This window comes from Burkholderia sp. TSV86, from assembly GCF_001522865.1.
Lineage (GTDB): Bacteria > Pseudomonadota > Gammaproteobacteria > Burkholderiales > Burkholderiaceae > Burkholderia.
Genome location: NZ_LOWB01000021.1, coordinates 143,877 through 168,337, shown reverse-complemented (window position 1 = coordinate 168,337; position 24,461 = coordinate 143,877). Strand labels below are relative to the sequence as shown.

Sequence of the window (24,461 nt, the reverse complement as noted above, 5' to 3'; positions counted from 1 at the left end):
TCCACCGCGCATTGCTCATCGCGTGGCGGGCGGTGTGTCGTACAACGTGGCGTTCCTGCGCAATCCGTCACGATTCTAGCCGCCCCGGTCCATGAGCCTTAGCAAGAAGCCGAATATCCTTATTCTGATGGCCGACCAGATGACGCCGCTTGCGTTGCGCGCATACGGCCACCGCGTGTCGTCGACTCCGCGCATCGACGCGCTCGCGCGCGAAGGCGTGGTGTTCGATTCCGCCTATTGCGCGAGCCCGTTGTGCGCGCCGGCGCGCTTCTCGATGCTGGCGGGCAAACTGCCGTCGCACATCGGCGCTTACGATAACGCGGCGGAATTTCCGGCGCAAACGCTGACGTTTGCGCACTATCTGCGCGCGGCCGGCTACCGGACGATCCTGTCCGGCAAGATGCATTTCTGCGGCGCCGATCAGCTCCACGGCTTCGAGGAGCGGCTCACGACGGACATCTATCCGGCCGATTTCGGCTGGGTACCCGATTGGGAGCGTCCCGACGTCCGGCCTAGCTGGTATCACAACATGAGTTCGGTAATCGATGCCGGCCCCTGCGTGCGCACCAATCAGCTCGATTTCGACGACGAGGTCACGTTCACGTCGCGCCAGAAGCTTTTCGACCTTGCACGGGAGCGGGCCGCGGGCCGCGACGAGCGGCCGTTCTGCATGGTCGCCTCGCTCACCCATCCGCACGATCCGTATGCGATCACCCGCGAATACTGGGACCGGTATCGCGACGAAGATATCGATCCGCCGCATACGTCGCTGTCGTTCGACGAAAGCGATCCGCACTCGCAACGGCTGCGCCGCGTTTGCGAGACCGACCGCACGCCGCCGAGCACGCAGCAGATCCGCCACGCGCGCCGCGCGTATTACGGCGCGCTGTCGTATGTCGACGCGCAGTTCGGCGCGATTCTCGATGCGCTCGCGCAAACCGGCATGGCCGGCGAGACGATCGTGATCGTCACGTCCGACCACGGCGATATGCTCGGCGAGCGCGGCCTCTGGTACAAGATGACGTTCTTCGAGGGCGGCGTGCGCGTGCCGCTGATCGTGCATGCGCCGGGGCGCTTCGCCGCGCGCCGCGTAGCGGCGTCGGTGTCGCATGTCGATCTGCTGCCTACGCTCGTCGAGCTTGCGACGGGCGAGCGGCGCACCGCGTGGCCCGATCCGGTCGACGGGCAAAGCCTCGTTGCGCATCTGCGGGGCGACGCGGGGCATGACGAGGCGATCGGCGAATATCTGGCGGAAGGGGCCGTCGCGCCGATCGTGATGCTTCGGCGCGGCGCATGCAAGTTCATCCATTCGCCGGCCGATCCGGATCAACTCTACGATCTTTCGCGCGATCCGCACGAACTGCGCAATCTGGCGGCCGATCCCGAGGCCGCGCCGCTCGCAGATGCGTTTCGCGCCGAGATCGCGCGCCGCTGGGATCTGCCCGCGTTGCATCGCGACGTGATCGCGAGCCAGCGCCGGCGCCGCTTTCATTTCGCCGCGACCACGCAAGGGCGAATTCACGCGTGGGACTGGCAGCCGTTCAACGATGCGAGCCAGCGCTACATGCGCAATCACCTCGAACTCGATGCGCTGGAGGCGCTCGCACGTTTTCCGCGCGCGGCGCGCTGATCGCTCACGCCATACGGAGGTCATGATGAAAAGCCGCTGGATTGCCGCGCTGACGTACGTGCTTGCAGGCATGCTGGCATTGGCGCAGGCGCGGCCCGCGCGCGCGGCGCAACCGCAAACCTGCGAGACGGTGCGCATGGCCGGGCCGGGATGGACCGACATCGACGCGACCAACGCGGTGGCCGGCGTGATCCTGAAGGCGCTTGGTTATCGTCAGAACGTATCGAATCTGTCCGTGCCGATCACGTACCAGGGCCTGAAAAAAGGGCAGATCGACGTGTTCCTCGGCAACTGGATGCCCGCGCAAGGCCCGCTCGTGAAGCCGTTCGCCGACGAGCATGCGATCGACGTGCTGCATGCGAATCTGAGCGGCGCGAAGTTTACGCTCGCCGTGCCCGATTACGTCGCGGACGCGGGCGTGCGAACCTTCGCCGATCTTGCCAAGCACGCGGACCAGTTCGGCCGCCGCATCTACGGGATCGAGCCGGGCGCGCCCGCGAATCAGAACATCAAGAAAATGATCGCCGACAATGCATTTGGCCTCGGCAACTGGTCGATTGTCGAGTCGAGTGAGACCGGCATGCTGACCCAGGTCGAGCGCGCCGGGCGCGACAGGAAGTGGATCGTGTTTCTCGCGTGGGAGCCGCATCTGATGAACACGAAGTTTCATCTGCGCTACCTCGCGCTCGGCGATGCGTACTTCGGGCCGAACTATGGCGGTGCGACAGTCAACACGGTGACGCGCGCGGGCTTTACCGGCGAATGCGCAAACCTTGCCGTCCGTGAGTTTGTACGGTGTGGCGCTGGCCTTCGCGTTCCGTACCTGTATGTCAGTGAGAGGCATTGTTGGTATCTGCTGGTACCAACAAAAATACCAACACTTTCTCCGGCCGTCACTGAGCAACGTTGGGTAACGATGGGCGCGAGAAGGCCGCCAGACGGGCTTGAGCGGGGAGTTTCTTGTGAATCTTGGGGGAGGTTTGGGGCATGGCTGGTCCCCCCGACAGGAATCGAACCTGTATCTAGCGCTTAGGAGGCGCTTGTTCTATCCATTGAACTACGGGGAGCGGATAGGGTGAGCGGGATGGATCGAACCTTTGTGAATCAGGCTCTTAGCCTTTTCCCGCTTGCCTTTCCGGGATTCTAGCCCGTTCGCGAATGACGCGGAATGACGGGCCGTGAAGCATAGTTTCATACCCTGCCTGCTACAACCTTGCTACAAATCGATCCTGTAGCAGCGAGCGTTGCGGCCGAATCGCTACAGCCAACAGACGGGGTAATGCACGGCTTCGATCCTCAAGATCGGCGAGCGCTGGCGGGCACAAGTCCGCCAGCGGGGAGAGAGTATATCAAAGACATTTCGGACCAAGGGGGTGGCCGACGCGTGGGCGCGAGAAATCGAGGCCGGGATCGACAAGGCGCAGGCCGCCGTCGATGAGCAGACGACACGGTTGGCGAATTGACCCGGCTGTATCGCAAGGCTCGCGCAGACTCGGGCCGGGCAGTCGTCGACAAGTCGAATAAGCACTACATGCTGAACCGACTGGAAAGTTACTTTGATGACGAAGTTGCGGCGAAGCTATCGACAAAGCGACTGGTGCAGTTCGCCCAAGAGAGAAAGAGGACGCGGGCCAGTACACGATCGACATGGACATCTCGAAGCTCGGCACGGTGTTCAAGCATATGGCGTCGCTGCTCGCTCTTTGCCTTCCGCATGCACCGAGCATCGCACGGCCGACGCTTGGTCCCCTGCAGCTCATTGGCCCCGGCAAGCATCGCGATCGACGGCCAACCCGCAATGAGATCATCAAGATTCTCGAGTGGTTCGCGGAGCATCCAGAGCGCGAGCAGGCGGTACCCACCGGAACGGGACGACGATGCGCGGTTGGCGGGTTCGCAGCCCTTTTATGACGGCCTTAGCGACGTCATCCGGTTGTATCGGTCGCCGCAACGGTGCAGGAAACCCTTTTTCAATCAATTTCGTCGCTAGCGCATTTCCGCCAAAGCCGACCTTGGCAATTGCTGTCGCCACCCATCCCGGATAGAGCACGCTCGCGGTGGACCCAGTGCCGCCTAGTTCGGCGCGCAGTGAACGCGCGAGCATCTCGACTCCGGCTTTGGCCGCTGCGTAAGGCGCGTTGACCATGCCGTTCACGAACGCATAGACCGAAGCGGTGACCAGGACCTGGCCTCGATTGCGCACGATCTCCGGCAATGCAGCCTTGATCGTGCGCCAAACACCGAGCAGGTCGACCTCGACGATTCGCTCGAACTCCCGTTCATCGCAGCTGTACACGGTGGCGGGCACATCGTGCCATGAGATGCCCGCATTGGCGAACGCAATGTCGAGGCGACCGAATCTATCGACGGCGTGTTGCACGACCGCCCTGGTGGCGGCAGCATCAGTGACGTCGAGCGCCAGGGCGAGCGTGCGCTCGCGGTCAAACTCCGCGGCGAGGCGGTCTACTGAAGCCTGCGTCACATCGGTTAGAACGATTCGTGCTCCACATGCATGCAACTCACGCGCGGTCGCAGCACCAATGCCGCCTGCAGCACCCGTGATAAGCACGACTTTTCCCTGAAGATCGTAAGCCACTTTGTACTGCTCCTCTGCTATTGGATTTCCATTGCTGCGCAAACAAGGCGCGATGGATGCCGGGCCATCGGCTCCGCTGATCATGCGAAGCCGATTGGTTCCCGCGGCCACCGATTGCCATTCATTTCGCCGGAGCGTGCGCGGCCGAATCGTTCCAGCCAGTTGCCGACGCCAGACCGATGGCACGTTCAATGTCCTCGCCGCGAAAGCCAGTGCGCTCGACGAAGCGCCTGAAGAAGCCGGGTGCCTTGGCCACGATCGTGTTGATCTTTGGTACGACGATCATGTCCGCGCGGCGCTCGATACCTGCCACGATGTCCCGCACGACCTGCTCGCGCGGGATCATCTTCCAGAAGCCTTGATCGTTGCCTCCCCACAATGCCCGGCCTGCCGGATCGGCAACGACATCGTCCATCAGGGGCGTCGGGAAGAACGTCGGATGCGCGCTGCCAACCCCGATTCCCAGATGGCGAAGCTCCAGACGGATGCTGTCGCACATCGCCCAGACGCCCGCCTTGCTGGCCGTAACCATCCAGGGCATCCGGTGCGGTCATCAAGGCGGCAGAACCGGGCGGACCCGCCGTCGGTACCATCACCGGCGCCCTGCCGATGAGGGATAGCACTACATCGCACAGAGCGAGCGCGGTAACTCGAAAGTGCGGATTGAGATAGACAGGCTAGATTGTGACTTTAACGGCGTAAGTAAATACAATTTATGTCGCTATCTCTCGAAATTGAGCCTTTCTGGACAAGCCTTGCGCTTATCATTCCATCCCCTGAGCTACGGGGAGCGGATAGGGTGTGGGATGGGGCGGCGCTTGATGAAAACGGGTCAAACCAAGCTTTGTTCCAACTGCCTTGGCGGAATATCAGCGAGTGTGTGAATAGCGTGCGCTGATATGTCATGAAGCGCGACGCATGACTTCGTCCCGGCTGTATCGCAGCATTGCCTCCGCTGCATGGCTACAGTTTGCAGACGAAGCAACGCAGGCTTCGATGTTGCCGATCGGCAAATGCCGGCCGACTCGACTCGGTGTCCGCCAGCGAGGGCAGAGCATATCAAAGCGTTATGAGCGAAGGGAATCGATGAAGTTGGGACGCTGATCGTCGCATGCGCCGGGTTCGAAAGATGTGGGTGTGGTGCGCGTTGCCACCGACGAGTACGCGATTGCCGATTTCCCCACACTAAGGCGACGCAAAGCACAAAACATAAACCGCACAACACCGAACCAGCGCGTGGCGGAAAACGTCTTCGCATCCGCAGGTCGTCGCAAAATATATCGCAATCACATATAATTTCGCGCCCGCCGCTCGCCGGCGCACGTCGACCATCACTCCGTCATTCCGATGCCGTTTCGCTTCGCTTTCCCGTTTGCGCAGTTATGCACGTGGCTGCACCATTTCGTTCCGCTCCCGGTCACGCTGAGCCGGCGTGAACGGCTGCGTTCCTGCATCGGCGCGTTCGTCGGTATTGCATTTATTGGTTGCATCATGCGTGTGATGCCGGGGGAGGTCGCGCATGCGCCGTTGCTCGTCGCGCCGATGGGCGCGTCCGCGGTGCTGCTGTTCGCGGTGCCCGCCAGTCCGCTCGCGCAGCCTTGGTCGCTGATCGGCGGCAATTTCGTTGCGGCGACGGTCGGTGTTGCATGCGCGCAGTGGATTGGCGATCCGGTGTTCGCGGCGGCGGTGGCGATCGCGGTTGCCATCGCCGGAATGTTCGCGCTTCGCTGCGTTCATCCGCCATCGGGCGCGGTTGCGCTGACGGCTGTCATTGGCGGGCCGGCGATTCATGCGCTGGGTTTTCATTTCATCGTCATCCCGATTCTGTTGCAATCGATGGCGCTGCTTGGCGCAGCGCTCGTCTATCACGCGCTGACCGGGCACCGCTATCCGCATGGCAATGCGCTTGCGAAGCCGGGCGCGCAGCCCGGCGGCCCGCAGACTGTTGCGATGGGCTTCACCCGGGCCGATCTCGAGGAGGCGCTGCGGCGACGGGACGAATGGCTCGACATCGCGCCCGACGACCTCGAAGCGGTGGTTCAGGATGCCGAAATGCATGCGTATGCGCGCACATTCGACACGCTGTCGGCCGCCGACGTGATGACCCGTCCCGCATTGAGTGTGCGGCCCGAAGCGCCGGCGTCCGCCGCGCTCGCGCTGCTGAACCGGCATCGGATCAAGGCGCTGCCGGTCGTCGATGCGGCGTCGCGCGTCGTCGGCATCGTCACCCGCGCGGACCTCGCCGCGCACGGCCGCCCACGCTGGCGCAGGGCCGTCCGGCCCGCTTCTGCGCGGGAGATCCGTTCGCTGATGGCCAAGCACGTCGAAACGGTTCGCACGACGACGCCCATCGCGGCGCTCGTGCCGCTGTTCGCGGATCGAGGCCATCACCATATTCCGGTGGTCGACGCCGATCATCGGCTTGCCGGCATCGTCACGCAGTCGGATCTGATCGCGGGCCTGTACCGGCAGACGCGGATGCGGCGCGTGGCTTGATCCGGCCTGCGAGGCACGGACCATTTTCCGGCATTTGCATCACATTATGATATATTTGTGTGTGCCCCGATCCATGGAATCTCGATGACCGACGCTTCCCGAGTCCTACAAAAAACTGATTTCGAACAGCTTTCGGAGTTTCGCTACCAGATGCGGCGTTTCGAGCGTTTTTCCGAACAGGCCGCGCAAAGCGAAGGCGTCACGCCGCTGCAATATCTGCTGCTGCTGCATATCAAGGGCTATCCGGATCGTGAGTGGGCGACGATCGGCGAGCTGGCCGAACGGTTGCAAGCGCAACATCATGGCGTCGTCGCGCTGGTGTCGCGTTGCGAGAAGCTCGGGCTCGTCAAGCGCAAGACGAGCGATGCCGATCGGCGGCAGGTCGAAGTCCATTTGGAGAAGACCGGCGAGAAGCTGCTCGCGCGGCTCGCCGCGTTGCATCGCGCGGAGCTGAAATCGTTGCGCGGCGCATTCCAGGTGCCTCAAATCGATTATTGACCGCTCGCTTTTTCTCCATCATGTCTCTTTCCGTTTCGCACAAGCGCGATTTCGCCCCGGGCGCGCGGCTGCCGCGTCTCATCGCGCTGGCGTTCGTGATCGGCCTGACGAGCACGCTGGCCGCTTATGTGCTGCTGAATCTGATTCACCTGTTCACGAATCTGTTTTTCTTCCAGCGGTTTTCGTTCGCGGACCGCTCGCCCGCGACGAATGCGCTTGGCGCGTGGGTGGTCGTGGTGCCGGTCGCGGGCGGGCTGATCGTCGGGGGCATCGCGCGCTTCGGCTCGGACAAGATCCGCGGGCACGGCATTCCGGAGGCCATAGAGGCGATTCTGTTCGGCAAGAGCCGGATGTCGCCGAAAGTCGCGATTCTGAAGCCGCTGTCGTCGGGAATCGTGATCGGAAGCGGTGGCCCGTTCGGCGCGGAAGGGCCGATCATCATGACAGGCGGCGCGCTCGGCTCGCTGATCGCACAGTTCGTCAAACTGACCGCGGCCGAGCGCAAGACCCTGCTCGTCGCGGGCGCCGCCGCCGGCATGACCGCGGTGTTCGGCTCGCCTGTCGCGGCGGTGTTGCTCGCGGTCGAACTGCTGCTGTTCGAATGGCGTCCGCGCAGCTTCTTGCCGGTCGCGCTCGCGTGCGCGACGGCCGGTTTCGCGCGCGCGGCGTGGTTCGACGCAGGGCCGTTGTTTCCACTGACGAGCGCCGCGCCGGCGCCGGTTGCGTTCGGTTCATGCATCGTCGCAGGGCTGTTGTCCGGCGTGCTCGCGTGCGGGCTGTCGGCCGCGCTTTACAAAACCGAGGACTGGTTCGGAAAGCTGCCGGTGCATTGGATGTGGTGGCCGGCGCTCGGCGCGCTCGCGGTCGGCATCGGCGGGCTGATCGAGCCGCGTGCGCTAGGCGTCGGCTATGACGTGATCGGCGATCTGCTGCGCGGTCACCTGGCGCTGCGCATCGCGCTCGCGCTGCTGCTCGTGAAGGCGGTGATTTGGGTCATCGCGCTCGGCTCGGGCACGTCGGGCGGGGTGCTTGCGCCGCTGCTGATGCTTGGCGCCGGACTCGGCACGTTGCTGGGGCCGGTGCTGCCAGGCGGCGAGGCCGCGCTATGGCCGCTCGTCTGCATGGCGGCGACGCTCGGGGCCACGCTGGGCGCGCCGCTCACGGCGATTGTGTTCGCGCTCGAACTCACGCACGACGTCAACGCGCTATTGCCGCTGCTCGCCGCCACGCTCGCCGCTCACGGTTTTTCGATTGCGGTGATGAAGCGCTCGATCATGACGGAGAAAATTGCGCGGCGGGGCCATCATATCTACCGCGAGTACGGTGTCGACCCGCTCGAGCGGCACTATGTCGATGAGGTGATGGCGCAGCCGGCCGTCACGATTGACGCAAATGCGGCACTCGCGGAGGTGCAAGCCGAATATTTCAGCAGCGCGCAGCGTCATCGCGCTTATCCGGTGACGCACGGCGGCACGCTGGTGGGCATGCTGGATCGGGCGGCGCTCGAGCGCGCGATCGCCCCCCTCGGCGGCCACGCGAATGCCGGCGAAGCCGTGCGCGCCGCCGCGCCCACGCCCGCGTATGCGCTGCCGCACGAGACCTGCCGGCTCGTCGCGACGCGGCTCGCCGTGCGTGAGCTGGAGCGCTTGCCGGTGGTGGCCGATTCCGGCAGTTTGCGCGTCGTGGGCATCGTATCGCGCAGCGATCTCGTCAAGCCCGCGCTCAAGCACTTCGATGAGGAGCACAAGCGCGAGCGGTTTCGGTACGCATATGCGCCGAGGGTGAGACGCGGTGCGAGCGGCGCGAAAGCGGTGACCGGCCGGCCGCCGCGCTGAACGGCGCAGCGTGTTTGCCAAGCGCTGCCGCGGTTTGGGCGGATGCGCCCGCGGGAGCGCCGAGCGGGCCGATCGCGTATCCCGCCGCGGCCCGGTGAAGACCACGGCATACGCACCGCCGCTCGATGAGAGGCGCGGACGCCGCGCGAACCGACGCCGCCGCGAGCGGGCCGAGAGCACGTTAAGCCGCCGCGAATGGCGTGACCACCGCCAATCGGACGCGCGGCCATGAGCGCGGCTTGCTCGCGGTTCGTTTCTGTGCAAGTTATCCTAAATAAATCAGCTCGGGCGCGCGCGCATCGGGAGTTGCGCTGCGCGTCTGCGCGCGTAGCAAAACGGGCATCGCCGCATGTCGACGGGCCTTCTACTTTTTTCGCGGGCCGCGTGATTTCGGCGGAAACAAAGACGCCTATCCAATTTGAACTTCGGCGTTAGCCGAGCAAGCAGGTGCTCGGCTACGCGAACCGGCGTGCGCCGGAGGCGACGGTCGCTTCCATTGCGCTCCGTTGAGGGGCGCTGTCGAAGCGCGTCATTCGTTGAAAGGGCGTTGCGAAGCGCATGGCGCTGGCGGGCGAGGCGGGCCGGCCAGCGCCCTCTTGCCGGATTCGGGCGGGCGCGCTGGCGGCGACATAGGCCAATGCCGCCGCCAGCGCGTCCGACGCTCAGAATTCCACGGCCGCGAACTCTTCCTTGCTGACGTCGCACAGCGGGCATCGCCAGTCGTCCGGGATATCGGAGAACCGCGTACCGGGCGCGATGCCTTCGTCCGGCAAGCCCTCCGCTTCATGGTAGATCCAGCCGCAAATCAGGCAGACCCAGCTCTTGTATTCGATGACTTCACTCATATTGCACTCTGGAAATGACATGGCATTCGGCCCGCCCGGCGCGCGGCGCATCGGGGCGGGACGGCGCAATGGTACCGGAATTGCGGGAGAGGTTCGTCGGCGCTTGGCGCACGGTGTATCCTTCGATAACCTTTCAACCCCATAGGAGAAAGCGATGTTCAATACCAAATGGCTGGCCGGTGCGCTTGCGGCCGCCGCGTTCGGCACATCCGCCGCCGCTTACGCGGAAGCCAACGTGTATTTTGTCGAGCCGGCCAATGGTGCGACGGTCACGAGCCCCGTTCATCTGAAATTCGGTCTCGAAGGCGATATGGCCATCAAGCCCGCGGGCGACATGACGGCGAACACCGGCCACCATCATCTTTTGATCGACGGACAGCCGATTCCGAAGGGCGACGTGATCCCCGCGGACGAACACTCGCTGCACTACGGCAAGGGACAGACCGAGGCCGACGTGAAGCTGCCGCCCGGCCCGCATAAGCTGACGCTGCAGCTCGGCGACGGTATGCACCGCTCATATGGGGCTGAGCTGAGTCAGACGATCACGGTCAACGTCAAGTAAGCCAGCGCCCGGCGCGCGGCCTGACGCCGCGCGCGAGTCGCTAGCCGCCGGGCCCCCGGGCGCGCTGTGTTGGCGGCTGCCGCGGCGGCCGGCCTTTCCAGGGCCGGCCGCTGGCCAATCGGCCGGGCCGATCGTATCGGAAAATCGCCGGCCCCGCGCGCGCCGGCACGGCAGGCCGTCCGGCCATGTCGGCAGCGCGTGCGGCCCCCGGTACAATGTGCGTCCGATTCCTCTTTGCTGTCTTTCCCATGTCGCTTTATTCGATCACCGGCGCGCAACTCGCGTTCGGCCATGTCGCGCTGCTCGATCACGCGGACTTTTCGCTCGAGGCCGGCGAACGTGTTGGGCTCATCGGCCGCAATGGCGCGGGCAAATCGTCGCTGCTCAAGATCGTCGCGGAGCTGGCAAAGCCGGACGACGGCCTCGTCACGCGCCAGCAGGGTCTCGTGACGGTCTATGTGCCGCAGGAGCCTGAATTCGACGCGGGGCAGACGGTGTTCGACGCAGTCGCATCCGGCCTTGCCGGCGCGCGCGGGCTGCTCGCCGACTACGATGCGATCGCGCATCGCCTCGCGGATACGCCCGAAGGCGCGGAGCACGATGCGCTGCTCGCGCGGATGAACGCGCTGCAATCGTCGCTCGACGCGGCTGATGCGTGGAATTGGCGCACGCGCGTTGCAACGACCCTCGCGCAAATCGGGCTCGACGCGGAGTTGCCGGTCGGCGCGCTGTCCGGCGGGATGCAAAAGCGCGTGGCGCTCGCGCGGGCGCTCGTCGTGCAGCCCGACGTGCTGCTGCTCGACGAGCCGACCAACCACCTGGACTTCGACGGCATCCGCTGGCTGGAGGAGTTGCTCGTCGCGCAGCGCGCGGGGCTGCTGTTCATCACGCACGATCGCGCGTTTCTCGACCGCGTTGCGACGCGTATCGTCGAACTCGATCGCGGGCGCCTGCTGTCGTATCCGGGCAATTTCTCCGCGTATCAAACACGCAAGGCGCAGCAGCTCGAAGTCGAACGCATCGAGAACGAGAAATTCGACAAGTTGCTCGCGCAGGAGGAAGTCTGGATTCGCAAGGGCGTCGAGGCGCGGCGCACGCGCAGCGTCGGCCGCATTGCGCGGCTCGAGCAGATGCGCCGCGAGCGCGCGCAGCGCCGCGCCGCGCAAGGCAATGTGCGGCTCGATGTCGCGCAGGGCGAGAAGTCCGGCAAGATCGTTGCGGAACTGACCGACGTGACGAAACGTTTCGGTGCGCACACCGTCGTCGAGCGTTTCTCGTCGACGGTGATGCGTGGCGACAAGATCGGCTTCGTCGGCCCGAACGGCGCGGGCAAGACGACGCTGCTGAAGCTGATTCTCGGCGAGTTGGCGCCCGACGAAGGCGTAGTGCGCACCGGCACGAACCTGCAGGTCGCGTATTTCGATCAAATGCGCGCGCAGCTCGATCCGGAAAAGAGTCTGGCCGACACGATCAGCCCCGGCAGCGACTGGGTCGAGATCGGCGGCGCGAAAAAGCATGTGATGAGCTATCTCGGCGATTTCCTGTTTGCTCCCGAGCGCGCGCGCTCGCCGGTCAAGTCGCTGTCGGGTGGCGAGCGCAACCGCCTGCTGCTCGCGCGGTTGTTCGCGCGGCCCGCGAATGTGCTCGTGCTCGACGAGCCGACCAACGATCTCGACATTCCCACGCTCGAGCTGCTCGAGGAACTGCTGACCGACTACGACGGCACGGTGCTGCTCGTCAGCCACGACCGCGCGTTTCTCGACAACGTCGTCACGTCGGTGATCGCCGCCGAGGGCGGCGGCCGTTGGCGCGAGTACGTCGGCGGCTTCACCGACTGGCAGGTGCAGCGCGAGCGTGCGCAGCGGCTCGCCGACGAACAGGCGGCAAAGCACGCGGCGAAGGAGCCCGCGGGCGCGAAGGATCAAAAAGACCAGAAGGACGATGCGCCGAAGAGCGCGGCAGGCCGCAACGCGCAGCGCACGGTAAAGCTGTCGTTCAACGAGCAGCGCGAACTCGACGCGCTGCCCGACAAGATCGCCGCGCTGGAGGCCGAGCAGAAGGCGATCGGCGCGCGGCTCGAGGACGGCGCGATTTTCGCGACCGACCCGCAGGAAGGCGCGCGGCTCACCGAGCGCTTCGCCGCGCTCGACGACGCGCTGCTCGAGGCGCTCGAGCGTTGGGAGGCGCTTGAGGCGAAACGCAAGCCTTTGTGATCCGGCGTTGCGGAACCAGTAAAATACGCCGCGTCGCGGGCAGGCCGTTCGCGGCGCGCCGCCCGCTTTCGGAGCACGGCGCGCACGTTCTTGTTTCGACTCGAATTTTTATCGAATTCAACGTTTTGTCCACGACCTTATCCACACGAGCTGGGGATAAGGTCCCGGTGAATGACGACACTGATCTATGTCCATGAAAAAGCCCGCAGCGGCCTACAGCGAAGCATCGATCAAGGTGCTGAAGGGCCTCGAGCCCGTCAAGCAGCGGCCCGGCATGTATACGCGCACGGAAAACCCGCTGCACATCATTCAGGAAGTGATCGACAACGCCTCCGACGAGGCGTTGGGCGGTTACGGCAAGCTGATCACGGTTACGCTGCATGCGGACCAGTCGGTGTCCGTCGAGGACGACGGCCGCGGCATTCCGTTTGGACTGCATCCGGACGAAGGCGTGCCGGTGGTCGAGATCGTGTTTACGCGCTTGCATGCGGGCGGCAAATTCGATAAGGCGAAGGGTGGCGCGTACACGTTCTCCGGCGGCTTGCACGGCGTCGGCGTGTCGGTGACGAACGCGCTCGCGACGCGGCTCGACGTGAGCGTCTGGCGTGACGGCAAGCTCGCCACGCTCGGTTTTGCCGACGGCGACGTGGTGCGGCCGCTGACGACGCAATCGGCCGCGCGCGGCGACAAGAAAACCGGCACGCGCGTGACCGTCTGGCCGAACCCGAAATATTTCGATTCGCCGAACCTGCCGATGGGCGAGTTGCAGCGGCTGCTGCGCTCGAAGGCGGTGCTGCTGCCCGGCGTCGAGATCGTGCTCGTCAACGAGAAGACGGGCGAGCGGCAGAGTTGGAAGTACGACGATGGCCTGCGCGGCTATCTGCTCGACGAGATGAACGGCAGCGAGCTGCTGATTCCGCTGTTCGAAGGCGAGCGCTTTGCCGATTCGCGCTCGGGCGACGACACGTTCGCCGAGGGCGAGGGCGCGTCGTGGGTCGTCGCATGGAGCGAGGAAGGCTCGCTCGTGCGCGAATCGTATGTGAACCTGATTCCGACGCCCGCGGGCGGCACGCACGAATCGGGGTTGCGCGACGGCCTCTATCAGGCGGTGAAGAGCTTCATCGAACTGCACAACCTGCAGCCGAAGGGCGTGAAGCTGCTCGCCGAGGACGTATTCGCGCGCGTGTCGTTCGTGCTGTCGGCGAAGGTGCTCGATCCGCAGTTCCAGGGGCAGATCAAGGAACGGCTGAACAGCCGCGACGCGGTGAAGCTCGTGTCGTCGTATACGCGCCCGGCGCTCGAGCTGTGGCTCAACCAGCACGTCGAGCACGGCAAGAAGCTTGCCGATCTCGTCATCAAGCAGGCGCAGGCGCGCACGCGCGCGGGGCAGAAAGTCGAGAAGAGGAAGAGTTCGGGCGTGGCCGTTTTGCCCGGCAAGCTGACCGACTGCGAAACCGAGGACATCGCGCGCAACGAGCTGTTCCTCGTCGAGGGCGATTCGGCGGGCGGCTCGGCGAAGATGGGCCGCGACAAGGAATACCAGGCGATTTTGCCGCTGCGCGGCAAGGTGTTGAACACTTGGGAAACCGAGCGCGACCGGCTGTTCGCAAACAACGAGGTGCACGACATTTCCGTGGCGATCGGCGTCGATCCGCACAGCCCCGACGAAAGCGTCGATTTGTCGAACCTGCGTTACGGCAAGATCTGCATTCTGTCGGACGCGGACGTCGACGGCGCGCACATCCAGGTGTTGCTGCTCACGCTGTTCTTCAAGCATTTCCCGCAATTGATCGAGCGCGGCCACGTGTTCGTCGCGCGCCCGCCGCTGTTTCGGGTCGACGCGCCCGCGCGCGGCAAGAAGCCCGCGCAGAAGCTCTACGCGCTCGACGAAGGCGAGCTCGACGCGATCCTCGACAAGCTGCGCAAGGATGGCGTGCGCGAATCGCAGTGGAGCATCAGCCGCTTCAAGGGCTTGGGCGAAATGAGCGCCGAGCAGCTCTGGGACACGACGATGAACCCCGACACGCGCCGCCTGATGCCCGTCGCGCTCGGCGAGCTCGATTTCGAATCGACCGTCAGGCAGATGACGATGCTGATGGGCAAGGGCGAGGCGGCCGCGCGCCGCAACTGGCTCGAGGAAAAGGGCAACGAAGTCGAGGCGGATATCTGAGCGAAGCCGGGCGCGCGCCCGGCATTGCACGCATCGCATATACGGACACGGAATCTAGATGGACGACAACACTCCCGATCTTTTCGCCGAGCCGGCCGCGCCCGAGGGCGATTATCTGACGCTCGGCCGCTACGCGGAGCGCCAGTATCTCGACTACGCGGTGAGCGTCGTGAAGGGGCGCGCGCTGCCCGACGTCTGCGACGGCCAGAAGCCCGTGCAGCGGCGCATTCTCTACGCGATGAACGAGATGGGCCTCGGCGACAGCGCGAAGCCCGTGAAGTCCGCGCGCGTCGTCGGCGACGTGCTCGGCAAGTATCACCCGCATGGCGACCAGTCCGCGTATGACGCGCTCGTGCGGCTCGCGCAGGATTTCTCGATGCGCTATCCGCTGATCGACGGCCAGGGCAACTTCGGCTCGCGCGACGGCGACGGCGCGGCGGCGATGCGCTATACCGAAGCGCGCCTCACGCCGATCGCGAAGCTGCTGCTCGACGAGATCGACCAAGGCACCGTCGATTTCATGCCGAACTACGACGGCTCGTTCGACGAGCCGAAGCTGCTGCCGAGCCGGCTGCCGTTCGTGCTGCTGAACGGCGCGTCCGGGATCGCGGTCGGGTTGGCGACCGAGATTCCGTCGCACAACCTGCGCGAGGTCGCGGCCGCCGCCGTCGCGCTGATCCGCCAGCCGGCGTTGCCGCACGCGGAACTCATGCAACTGGTGCCGGGGCCGGATTTTCCGGGCGGCGGGCAGATCATCTCGAGCGACGCCGAGATTTCGGCCGCTTACGAGACGGGCCGCGGCAGCCTCAAGGTGCGCGCGCGCTGGAAGATCGAGGATCTCGCGCGCGGCCAGTGGCAGCTGGTCGTCACCGAACTGCCGCCGAACACGTCGTGCCAGAAGGTGCTCGAGGAAATCGAGGAGCTGACGAACCCGAAGCTCAAGGCCGGCAAGAAGACGCTCACGCAAGAGCAGGCCAATACGAAGAAGGCGATGCTCGATTTGCTCGACGCGGTGCGCGACGAATCGGGCAAGGATGCGCCCGTGCGGCTCGTGTTCGAACCGAAGTCGCGCACGATCGACCAGACCGAGTTCGTCAACTCGCTGCTCGCGCACACGAGCCTCGAATCGAATGCGCCGCTGAACCTGGTGATGATCGGCGAGGACGGGCGGCCCGCGCAGAAGGGGCTGGCGTCGATTCTCGGCGAGTGGGTGCGGTTCCGTCAGGCCACCGTCACGCGCCGCTGCCGCCATCGGCTCGGCAAGGTGAACGACCGGATCCACATCCTCGAAGGGCGGATGATCGTCTTTTTGAACATCGACGAAGTGATCCGCATCATTCGCGAATCGGACGAACCGAAGGCTGCGCTGATTAAAGCGTTCGAGCTGACCGAGCGGCAAGCCGACGACATTCTCGAAATTCGTCTGCGCCAATTGGCGCGGCTCGAGAAGATCAAGATCGAGAAGGAACTCGACGAATTGCGCGCCGAGAAGGACAAGCTCGAGGAACTGCTCGCCAACGACAGCGCGATGAAGCGGCTGATGATCAAGGAGATCGAGGCTGACGCGAAGCAATTCGGCGACGAGCGCCGCACGCTGATCCAGCAGGAAAAGCGCGCGACGTTCGAGGCGAAGGTCGTCGACGAGCCGGTGACGGTGGTGGTCTCGCAAAAAGGCTGGGTGCGTGCGCTGAAGGGCCACGGGCTCGATCCGGCCAGCTTCTCGTTCAAGGCGGGCGACGGCCTGTACGCGGCGTTCCAGTGCCGCACGCCGGACACGCTGATCGCATGGGGCAGCTCGGGCCGCGTCTATTCGGTGCCGGTGCAGTTGTTGCCGGGCGGGCGTGGCGACGGCGTGCCGGTCACGTCGCTGATCGAGCTTGAATCGGGCTCGCACCTGCTGCATTACTTCGCCGCGCCGGCCGAACAGCCGCTTCTGCTCGCATCGAGCAACGGCTTCGGCTTCGTCGCGAAGGTCGGCGATATGGTGAGCCGCGTGAAGGCGGGCAAGGCGTTCATGACGATCGACGATGGCGCGGCTCCGCTCGCGCCGATGCCGGTGCCGCCAGATGCGGCGATGGTCGCGTGTTTGTCGAGCGGCGGGCGTCTGCTCGTGTTCGGCATCGACGAGATGAAGACGCTCGCGGGCGGCGGGCGCGGCGTGACGCTGATGGCGCTCGACCCGAAGGAGACGCTCGTGCAGGCGCTGGCCGTCGGCGCGACGGGCGTGGTGCTGACCGGCACGGGGCGCGGCGGCAAGGTGCAGGAAGAAACGCTCGCCGGCGGCGCGCTCGAGCCGCATATCGGCAAGCGCGCGCGTAAAGGGCGCACGCCGGATACGAAGCTGAAGATCGCCGGGTTGCGGCCGGTGCTCGGCTGAAGGGCAAGCGGCGCGGCCGGCTTTGCCTGGCGGTTTGGGATTGCGAATGCGCATTCGCGCCGGGCGGCGGCTGGCTTCGGATGGCCAACGAGGTTATTCGGCCGTGGCCGTTCGGCGCCAGCGGGGGCTGCGGTGGTTCGGGGGCCGGCGGCGCGGCGGGTTTTGCGCCGACCGTGAGTCATTGTGGCCAATTGCGCTGAACCGTTGCGCGCTGCGGCTGTCGAACGCGCTCATCGTGCCGCGCGCCGCGCGGCGCTGCAATCTGAAAAACAACCAGGGTTCCTCACATGTCTCACGCCATAGCCGTCGCCTTGTTCGTCCATTTGCTCGCGGTCGCGGTATGGATCGGCGGCATGGTGTTCGCGCACTTTTGTCTACGTCCCGCGTTGTCCGATCTGTCACCGCAGCTTCGCCTGCCGCTCGTCGAGGCGGTGTTCGGCCGCTTCTTCAACTGGGTTGCGGGCGCGGTGATCGCGATCCTGCTGACGGGCGGAGTTTTGCTGATGAGCTTCGGCGGCGCGCACGCGAGTTGGCCGCTGCATGCGATGGCGGGACTCGGCATCGTGATGATGCTGATCTTCGGCCATGTTCGCTTCGCGATTTTTCCGCGCATTCGCCGCGCGGTGCAGGCGCAGAACTGGCCGGACGGCGCGCGCGCCGTCAATGCGATGCGTTTGCTCGTCGTCGTGAATCTCGTGCTCGGCGTCGTGACGACCGGGGCGGCAGTGTTGTCGCGCGGCTTCTGATCGCCGATTCGCGACGGCAAGCCGGTTTCACGCCGGCTTTCGCGCTTCGTTGCCGCTTCGGGCCGCGCGCGAATGCTGGGGCACGGCCGGTATGCGCCGGGCGTCACGCAGCGAGCATCGTGTCCAAAAGCCATGACCCGGCCGGCCCGAGTGGCCTGCTGCGCGACCATACCGCGTCGACGGGCACCCGCCGCGGCCAGCCGCGCGCATTGAGTTCAACGAGCCGTTCGCGCGCGAAATGCTCGACCATCCAACGCGGCAGTTCCGCCCAGCCGAATCCCGCGACCGCCATTTCCAACAGCAGCAGATAACTCGGCGCCGACCAGTAGCGCCTGCCCGCAACCAGCCCTGTCTCGATGCGCTCGCCATGTGGCGCCACATACGTGTTGAGCCGCAGCTCGCGGGCGTCGTGCAACGCGGCAAGCGGCACTTCGGCGTTGCCGTGCGCCGCGAACGGATGCTGCAAGCCGACGTAGAGACCGATTTCCGAGCGTTCGGCGATCGTCGCCGCGCCGATGTCGGGCGGGTACGTGCTGCGTGCCGCCATCAGCCCGAGCTGCGCGCGCCCTTGTTGGATCAGGTCGAGCACGTCGTCGTGTTCGGCGATCTGGCATTCGAATTCCAGTGTCGGAAAGCGGCGATCGAGTTCCGCGAGCGTTTGCTCGTACCGGCTCGATTGGTAGGTGTCCGATACGACAAGCGTCAGCCGCGCTTCCTCGCCGCCCGCCAAGCGGGCGGCGACCTGATCGATCGCCTCGCTGGCCTCCAGCACGCGATGCACGTCGGGAAGCAGCGCGCGGGCGGCGTCGGTCAGCGTCGGCTGACGGGTCGAACGGTCGAACAGTGTCACGCCAAGGTCGATTTCGAGATTCGCGATCGCCTCGCTGATGGTCGACTGCCGCTTGCCGAGCTTGCGCGCGGCGGCGGAGAACGACCCAAGGGCGGCCGCTTCGGCAAACGCGAGCAGCGCTTCGGGGGAATGGCGCATGGCGCATCGTCCTTTTTATATCGGAAAAACCGATATTATTTAATTGGATAATTTCGGTCAATCCGATAAAAATAGTGTCATGTCGTTGACCGATGGAGATGTTCATGCAAAAGCTAATCCCGCAAAAAACCCTGACCGAGCGCCTGATTCACGCGCTCGTCTTCGAAGCGACCGCGATCGCCATCTGTGCGCCGTTCATGAGCTGGTTGCTCGGCTTGTCGCTCGTGCATGTCGGTGCGTTGACTGCCGTGGTGTCGTTGATTGCGATGGCGTGGAACATGGGGTTCAACGCGTTGTTCGAGCGGATCGAGCGTCGTTACCGCTTGACGCGCACGCTGGCGTTGCGCGCGGTTCATGCGATCGTGTTCGAACTCGGCCTGATCGCGATGGCGCTGCCGCTTGCGTCGTGGTGGCTCGAAATCAGTTTGTTCGAGGCACTGTTGCTCGACCTCGGCATCCTGCTGTTCTTCTTGCCGTACACGTTCCTGTTCAACCTGGGCTACGATCGCCTGCGCACGCGCTGGGTTGCGCAAAGGGCGGTGGCCTGATGACGAACGCGAAGCGAATCGATTGCAGGGGTTCGAGACAAAAGCCGGCGTGACTGCCGGCTTTTTTTATGCTTCGTGCGCTGATTTTTTCGGCGTGGCTGCCGGTGTTTTGCCGTGAAAACGCGGCCGGCAGGGCGCAGGCCGCCTCAGCCGTGCGCGGACAAAATCAGCCAGCCGCCGCAGCCAGCCGCAACCGCGCCGTATATGGCATAGACGGGCATCTTGAAGCACGCGAGGCACAGCCACGCGAGCGCGCCCGTCGCCCAGTACATTGGCTCGGCGGGCGTTTTCGCGATGAGGCGCGCGGACGCGATCGCGAGAAAGGCCGTGGTGGCGGCGCGCAGCACGCGCATGCCGTTTGCGAAGCGCGGGTGGCATTTCAGGCGCTCGACGTGCTGGCGCGCGAACACGACCAGACAGCCCGACGGCACGAAGAGCGCGATGGTTGACAGCAGCGCGCCGCGCCAGCCGTCTTCGAGATAGCCGAGAAACGGCACGACGTTCAACAGCGGCCCCGGCGACACCGGCGACAGCGTGAACGCGAGCATGAAATCCTGCTCGGAGATGCCCGTCGCGCTCGTGACGAACAGCGACTTCAGCACCGGCAGCGCGGAGAAGCCGCCGCCGAAAAGCATCATGCCGGCGCCCGCCAGCCGCGGCCATAGCAGCGGTATTTGATATCGGATGGGCAGTGGCAGTGCGAAGAGGGCAATCAGGATCGCGAACAGGATCAGAAGCCGCAATTCGCGCGCGGGCACCGCAAGCCGCATCGGCTCGCTGTGCAACCGCCCGGTGGCAAGCCAGCCGGTGGCGAATGCCGCGGTGAGAATGGCGACGAACGCCGCGGGACGATGCGCGAGCGCGAGCAGTACGGTAGCGAGCGCGGCAATGCTGCGCTCGAGCGGCGCATGCACGAGCGTGCGAACTTGCCTGAACCAAGTGAGCCCGATCAGCGCGGCGAGCACCATGCCGAAGTGATGAAGCAGCACGGGCGACGCGAGGGAGCGGACGAACGGCGTCCGGTAGAAAATCGCGAATAGCGTCATCGCCGCGAAGAACGGCAGCACGCTCGCCGCGCCGGCGGTCCACGCGCCGGCAGGGCCGCGCAGCACATGGCCGACCTGAATCGCGACATTGCAGCCGACGGGGCCGGGGATCATCCAAGCAAGCGAGACGAGATCCGCGAACGACGCCGCATCGATGCGCCGCTGCCGCTCGACGTAATGCCGTTCGAGCTGGGCCATCATCGCCAAGCCGCCCCAGGACACGGCGGACACGCCGGCTACGGTCCTGAACAGTGTCCACAGCGGCTCCTGCTCGCCGCGTAACGTGGCGTTGAGGTTTGTCATTGGCATGATGATGTTCGGATGGATCGTGCACGCCCGGCCTGGCATGCATCGAAACTTGGCTGTCATTGTGCCACCGGGACGCCGCGTTTTTTCGGATTTTTGAGGATCGCGAAAATTTTAGGCGGATACGGCCGCGGTGCCCGTTTACCTGGCCAATCACCGCGCATGGCGCGCGGCGCATCGTTTGTTTAGTTTCGACCGATCGATTGTTTAGCGACGCTTGCCATTTCCGTGCTCGCGTCGCGCCGCGTCGTGCGGCCGCAGACGCCGAAGCGCGCGAGCAGGGCGGCGATGCCGTCCGCGGGCACGGGGCGCGAGAACAGAAAGCCTTGCGCCTCGATCTGGCCGAGCGCGGCGAGCCACGCAATCTGCTCTTGCGTCTCGGTGCCTTCGACAACCACCGTGAGCCCGAGCGCGTGCGCCAGATGCACGATCGACGACACCATGACGCAGACGTTGCGGTCGGTCGGCACCGCCTGAATGAACGAGCGGTCGACCTTCAGCGTATCGACCGAGAAGCGTTGCAGATACGACAGCGACGAATAGCCGGTGCCGAAATCGTCGAGTGCGACGCGAATGCCGAGCTTTTTCAGCGCGGCGATTTTTTCCGATACCAGTTCCGGATATTCCATCATCGCGGTCTCGGTGATTTCGATTTCGAGGCGTCGCGCTTCGATGCCCGTCTGCGCGAGCGCGTGCGCGATCGTCTCGATCAGGTCGCCGCGCCAGAACTGGACGGGCGAGATATTGACGGCAAGCGTCAGCGTATCGAGGCCCTCGTCGCGCCAGCGCGCGAGCTGCTCACATGCGCTCTGGATCACGAAACCGCCGATCGGCACGATGAGCCCGGTTGATTCGGCAATCGAAATAAATTCATTCGCCGAAATCACGCCGTGCTCGGGATGATCCCAGCGCACGAGCGCTTCGAAGCCGGTTATACAGCGTTGCGCAAGATCGATCTTCGGCTGATACGCGAGGAAGAGTTGCTCATTCGACAACGCAACGCGCAATTGTTGCTCCCATCGCATCAAATGATCGGCGCGATGCGACAGATGCGGCGCATAGAACTGATAGCAGTTCTTGCCTGAGTCCTTCGCGCTGTACATCGCAAGGTCGGCCTTTTTCAGCAGGTCGATTTCGCTCTCGTTCGCCACCGAATGCAGCGCGATGCCGATGCTTGCGTGCAGTACGAACGTGCTGCCGCGCACGTCGAACGGCGCGGAGAACATCTGGATGATCGCCGCTGCGAGGCGCTCGGCGCGCCGCTCGACATGGTCGCCCTTGACCACGACGACGAACTCGTCGCCGCCGATGCGCGCGAGCGCGCCTTCGTTGCCGACCGCGTCGGATAACCGCGCGGCCGTCATTTGCAGCACGATGTCGCCGGCATTGTGGCCGAGCGTATCGTTGACGGTTTTGAAGTTGTCGAGATCGATGAAGAGGAGCGCGAGCCGCGACAAGCTCGAGGCCTGCGCGACATCGTTGCGCAACCCGCGCAGCGTCGCATAGCGGTTCGCGAGGCCGGTGAGCAGATCGTATTCGGCCAGTTGCGTCATTTCGCGCTCGCGGCCGAGCAGCTTGCCGATCAAGCCGGTCGCCACGCCGAAGAACGACAGCATCGCGAGCGTGATGAAGCCCGTCATCAGCAGGTAGATGTTGCGCGTGTGGCGGTAATCGGCGAATTCCTCGGCCTGCGACAGCCCCACCAGCACGCCGAGCGGATAGCCGTCGAGATGGCGATACGACACGATTCGCGCGATGCCGTCGATCGGATCGACATAGGCGCCCGACGCGCGCTCCGGCGACGAATACACGCCCGAGGCCGTGAACGCGCCGAGCGCCCGCTCGTTGGTGCCGGTGCGGCGCGCCAATACGGCGCCGGTGTCGGAGACCACGGCGATCACGCCATCCCTGCCGATTGCCGCGTTGTTATAGAAGTCGCTCGTGAAGTAGTTCGGATCCTCGGATACAACGACGATTCCCGCGAACGTGCCGTCCGGATGGTTCAGGCGCCGCGTCATCTGCAGCGTCCAGCGGCCGGACACGCGGCCGAGCACCGGGCGGCTGATATAGAGCTGATTGTCGTTGCGTTGCGCGTGGAATTTGAAGTGCTCGCGATCGGACAGGTCGATGGGTTTCGGGTGCACATCGGCCGTACTCGCGATGAGCTTTCCGTGTGCGTCGATCAGCGACACCTGGATCAGCGTGTCGCTCGGCACCACGCCTTTTTCGACCGTGTTCGCGAGATTGAAGTGCGTGGGCGATTTCTCGAACTCGTATTTGACGAAGCGGGTGATCTGGTCAACCTGATGGATTGCCTTGACCGTATGCTGTTCGAGCGCGGCCGACAGGATCGCGGCCGACGCCGTGGCCTCGCGATAGGCGCCGTCTTTCTCGACGGACAGGCGCGCGATGATCACGACCCACAGCAGCACGAGCGCGAGCGTGCCGAGCAACGGAATCGCAAATAGCGCGCGGCGGCGCGACATGCGCGGCACGCGTACCGGTCTCCCGGTACGGGAAGCATGTGACCGAAACGGGCTCATCGGACGGGAGGTGTCCTTTCGCGCATGGTCGATTCGACGGGATGACGGGATGAACGGCCAAAATTGAGATGGCCGATGAGGTCCGATATTACTGAATGACCGTGCTGGAATTTATCCCGGACAAGCTATCGCTAGCCGGCCGGCGCGCGCCGGCGCTTCAACGCAAGCGGATGCGGCCGTCGATGACCGTCACGCTCGCGCCGCCGATCCAGATCTTGCCGGCTTCGTATGCGACGCCGATACGGCCGTCTCGTCCGATCGCGGTGCCTTGGCGGGCCGTGTAGCGCGAGCCGGGCGGGCGCCCCGCATCGGTGAGCAGGCCGGCGATCGCCGCGTTCGCGCTGCCGGTGACGGGGTCTTCGCCCGTGCCGAATGCGTCGTCGAGCATCAAGCAGCGTACCTCGAACGTCGCAGGGCCGCCCGCCGGATGCGGCCCGTATACCGCGACGCCGTGCGTGTCCATCGCGGCGGCGAGCGGCGCGAGCGCCGCGTAATCGGGAGCAAGCGTCAAGCAATCGGCCGCCGATGCGAGCCGCACGACGAGCCATGGCGCGCCGTTGTCGACCGCTTGCGGCGGCATGCCGGCGTAATCGACCGACTCGGTGCGCAACGCGGCCGCGAGCGCCGGATAGTCGCGCTCGGGCAGCGGCGTGACGCGCGCGGGCGGTGCGGCGAATGCCCAGCCGCCGTCGCGCTCGGCCAGCTCGACGAGCCCCGCGCCACATTGCTGGACGAGCCTGCCGGGCGTCTTCGGTTGCCCGCCGGCTTCGACGAACGCATGCGCGGTGCCGAGCGTTGGATGGCCGGCGAACGGCAGCTCGCCGCCCGGCGTGAAGATCCGTACCCGATAGTCGGCGCCGGGATCGGTCGGCGCGACGATGAAGGTGGTCTCGGACAGGTGGGTCCAATGCGCGATCGCGCGCATGGCCGCATCGTCGAGCGCATCGGCGTCGAACACGACGGCGAGCGGATTGCCCTTGAACGGCGTCGACGTGAACACATCGACCTGCTTGAAGCGCACCGTCTCGATGGCGCCCGGTGCGACGGTGCGCGCGGCCATCG

17 protein-coding genes, 1 tRNA gene and 3 pseudogenes are annotated in these 24,461 nt (G+C 65.0%); 12 read left to right on the top strand and 9 right to left on the bottom strand.

The window, feature by feature from the left end:
• Positions 1-91: 91 nt before the first annotated feature.
• Positions 92-1,630, top strand: a complete 1,539-nt coding sequence (gene betC / locus WS68_RS02870) for a choline-sulfatase (protein ID WP_059569352.1) — start codon at positions 92-94, stop codon at positions 1,628-1,630.
• Between the two features lie 25 nt (positions 1,631-1,655).
• Positions 1,656-2,408: pseudogene (locus WS68_RS02865) on the top strand (glycine betaine ABC transporter substrate-binding protein); the annotation flags it as partial.
• On the opposite strand, the pseudogene WS68_RS29345 reads toward WS68_RS02865, so the two are convergent.
• Together WS68_RS29345 and WS68_RS02860 are read right to left on the bottom strand one after the other, a co-directional pair.
• Positions 2,406-2,474 (bottom strand): annotated as a pseudogene (locus tag WS68_RS29345) (Arm DNA-binding domain-containing protein); the annotation flags it as partial. The pseudogenes WS68_RS02865 and WS68_RS29345 overlap by 3 nt on opposite strands.
• 148 nt (positions 2,475-2,622) lie before the next feature.
• Positions 2,623-2,697: transfer RNA gene (locus WS68_RS02860), tRNA-Arg, on the bottom strand.
• 225 nt (positions 2,698-2,922) lie between these two features.
• On the opposite strand from WS68_RS02860, the pseudogene WS68_RS28665 reads away from it, so the two are divergent.
• Positions 2,923-3,490 (top strand): annotated as a pseudogene (locus WS68_RS28665) (site-specific integrase); the annotation flags it as partial.
• On the opposite strand, the gene WS68_RS02850 reads toward WS68_RS28665, so the two are convergent.
• A complete protein-coding gene (locus tag WS68_RS02850) occupies positions 3,438-4,226 on the bottom strand; it encodes an SDR family NAD(P)-dependent oxidoreductase (RefSeq protein ID WP_231752931.1) in 789 nt (262 codons plus the stop codon). The pseudogene WS68_RS28665 and the gene WS68_RS02850 overlap by 53 nt on opposite strands.
• A gap of 121 nt (positions 4,227-4,347) precedes the next feature.
• The gene (locus WS68_RS02845; RefSeq protein ID WP_231752930.1) at positions 4,348-4,758 is read right to left on the bottom strand and encodes a hypothetical protein; all 411 of its coding nucleotides are present in this window, start codon (positions 4,756-4,758) and stop codon (positions 4,348-4,350) included.
• 815 nt (positions 4,759-5,573) lie between these two features.
• Here WS68_RS02845 and WS68_RS02840 point away from each other — a divergent pair.
• From WS68_RS02840 to WS68_RS02830, 3 genes are all read left to right on the top strand, one after another.
• Positions 5,574-6,722: an HPP family protein gene (locus WS68_RS02840; RefSeq protein ID WP_059569351.1), complete on the top strand. Its 1,149-nt coding sequence runs from the start codon at positions 5,574-5,576 to the stop codon at positions 6,720-6,722.
• An 84-nt stretch (positions 6,723-6,806) separates the two neighbouring features.
• Positions 6,807-7,220, top strand: coding sequence for a MarR family winged helix-turn-helix transcriptional regulator (locus tag WS68_RS02835; protein ID WP_059569350.1), 414 nt, complete (start codon positions 6,807-6,809; stop codon positions 7,218-7,220).
• A 20-nt stretch (positions 7,221-7,240) separates the two neighbouring features.
• On the top strand, positions 7,241-9,055 hold the full coding sequence (locus WS68_RS02830; protein ID WP_059569349.1) for a chloride channel protein: 1,815 nt from the start codon (positions 7,241-7,243) through the stop codon (positions 9,053-9,055).
• 662 nt (positions 9,056-9,717) lie between these two features.
• Here the strand turns inward: WS68_RS02830 and WS68_RS02825 are convergent.
• Positions 9,718-9,900 (bottom strand): rubredoxin, encoded by a 183-nt coding sequence (locus WS68_RS02825; RefSeq protein WP_059569563.1) that lies wholly within the window; start codon positions 9,898-9,900, stop codon positions 9,718-9,720.
• A 154-nt stretch (positions 9,901-10,054) separates the two neighbouring features.
• On the opposite strand from WS68_RS02825, the gene WS68_RS02820 reads away from it, so the two are divergent.
• From WS68_RS02820 to WS68_RS02800, 5 genes are all read left to right on the top strand, one after another.
• Positions 10,055-10,462, top strand: a complete 408-nt coding sequence (locus tag WS68_RS02820; protein WP_059569348.1) for a DUF4399 domain-containing protein — start codon at positions 10,055-10,057, stop codon at positions 10,460-10,462.
• 248 nt (positions 10,463-10,710) lie between these two features.
• Positions 10,711-12,675: an ATP-binding cassette domain-containing protein gene (locus WS68_RS02815; RefSeq protein ID WP_059569347.1), complete on the top strand. Its 1,965-nt coding sequence runs from the start codon at positions 10,711-10,713 to the stop codon at positions 12,673-12,675.
• Positions 12,676-12,862: 187 nt separating this feature from the next.
• A complete protein-coding gene (gene parE, locus WS68_RS02810) occupies positions 12,863-14,845 on the top strand; it encodes a DNA topoisomerase IV subunit B (RefSeq protein ID WP_059569346.1) in 1,983 nt (660 codons plus the stop codon).
• Positions 14,846-14,903: 58 nt separating this feature from the next.
• Positions 14,904-17,222 (top strand): DNA topoisomerase IV subunit A, encoded by a 2,319-nt coding sequence (gene parC / locus WS68_RS02805; protein ID WP_059569345.1) that lies wholly within the window; start codon positions 14,904-14,906, stop codon positions 17,220-17,222.
• Positions 17,223-17,509: 287 nt separating this feature from the next.
• The gene (locus tag WS68_RS02800; RefSeq protein WP_059569344.1) at positions 17,510-17,968 is read left to right on the top strand and encodes a CopD family protein; all 459 of its coding nucleotides are present in this window, start codon (positions 17,510-17,512) and stop codon (positions 17,966-17,968) included.
• Between the two features lie 103 nt (positions 17,969-18,071).
• On the opposite strand, the gene WS68_RS02795 is transcribed toward WS68_RS02800, so the two are convergent.
• Positions 18,072-18,956, bottom strand: coding sequence for a LysR family transcriptional regulator (locus WS68_RS02795; protein ID WP_059569343.1), 885 nt, complete (start codon positions 18,954-18,956; stop codon positions 18,072-18,074).
• Between the two features lie 92 nt (positions 18,957-19,048).
• On the opposite strand from WS68_RS02795, the gene WS68_RS02790 reads away from it, so the two are divergent.
• Positions 19,049-19,504, top strand: a complete 456-nt coding sequence (locus WS68_RS02790; protein ID WP_059569342.1) for a multidrug/biocide efflux PACE transporter — start codon at positions 19,049-19,051, stop codon at positions 19,502-19,504.
• A gap of 146 nt (positions 19,505-19,650) precedes the next feature.
• On the opposite strand, the gene WS68_RS02785 is transcribed toward WS68_RS02790, so the two are convergent.
• The 3 genes from WS68_RS02785 to WS68_RS02775 all read right to left on the bottom strand — a co-directional run bounded on the left by WS68_RS02785 (position 19,651) and on the right by WS68_RS02775 (position 24,459).
• On the bottom strand, positions 19,651-20,859 hold the full coding sequence (locus WS68_RS02785; RefSeq protein ID WP_059569562.1) for a chromate transporter: 1,209 nt from the start codon (positions 20,857-20,859) through the stop codon (positions 19,651-19,653).
• 182 nt (positions 20,860-21,041) lie between these two features.
• Positions 21,042-23,399 (bottom strand): bifunctional diguanylate cyclase/phosphodiesterase, encoded by a 2,358-nt coding sequence (locus tag WS68_RS02780; RefSeq protein WP_059569341.1) that lies wholly within the window; start codon positions 23,397-23,399, stop codon positions 21,042-21,044.
• A 157-nt stretch (positions 23,400-23,556) separates the two neighbouring features.
• The gene (locus WS68_RS02775) at positions 23,557-24,459 is read right to left on the bottom strand and encodes a PhzF family phenazine biosynthesis protein (protein WP_059569340.1); all 903 of its coding nucleotides are present in this window, start codon (positions 24,457-24,459) and stop codon (positions 23,557-23,559) included.
• Positions 24,460-24,461 lie beyond the last annotated feature (2 nt).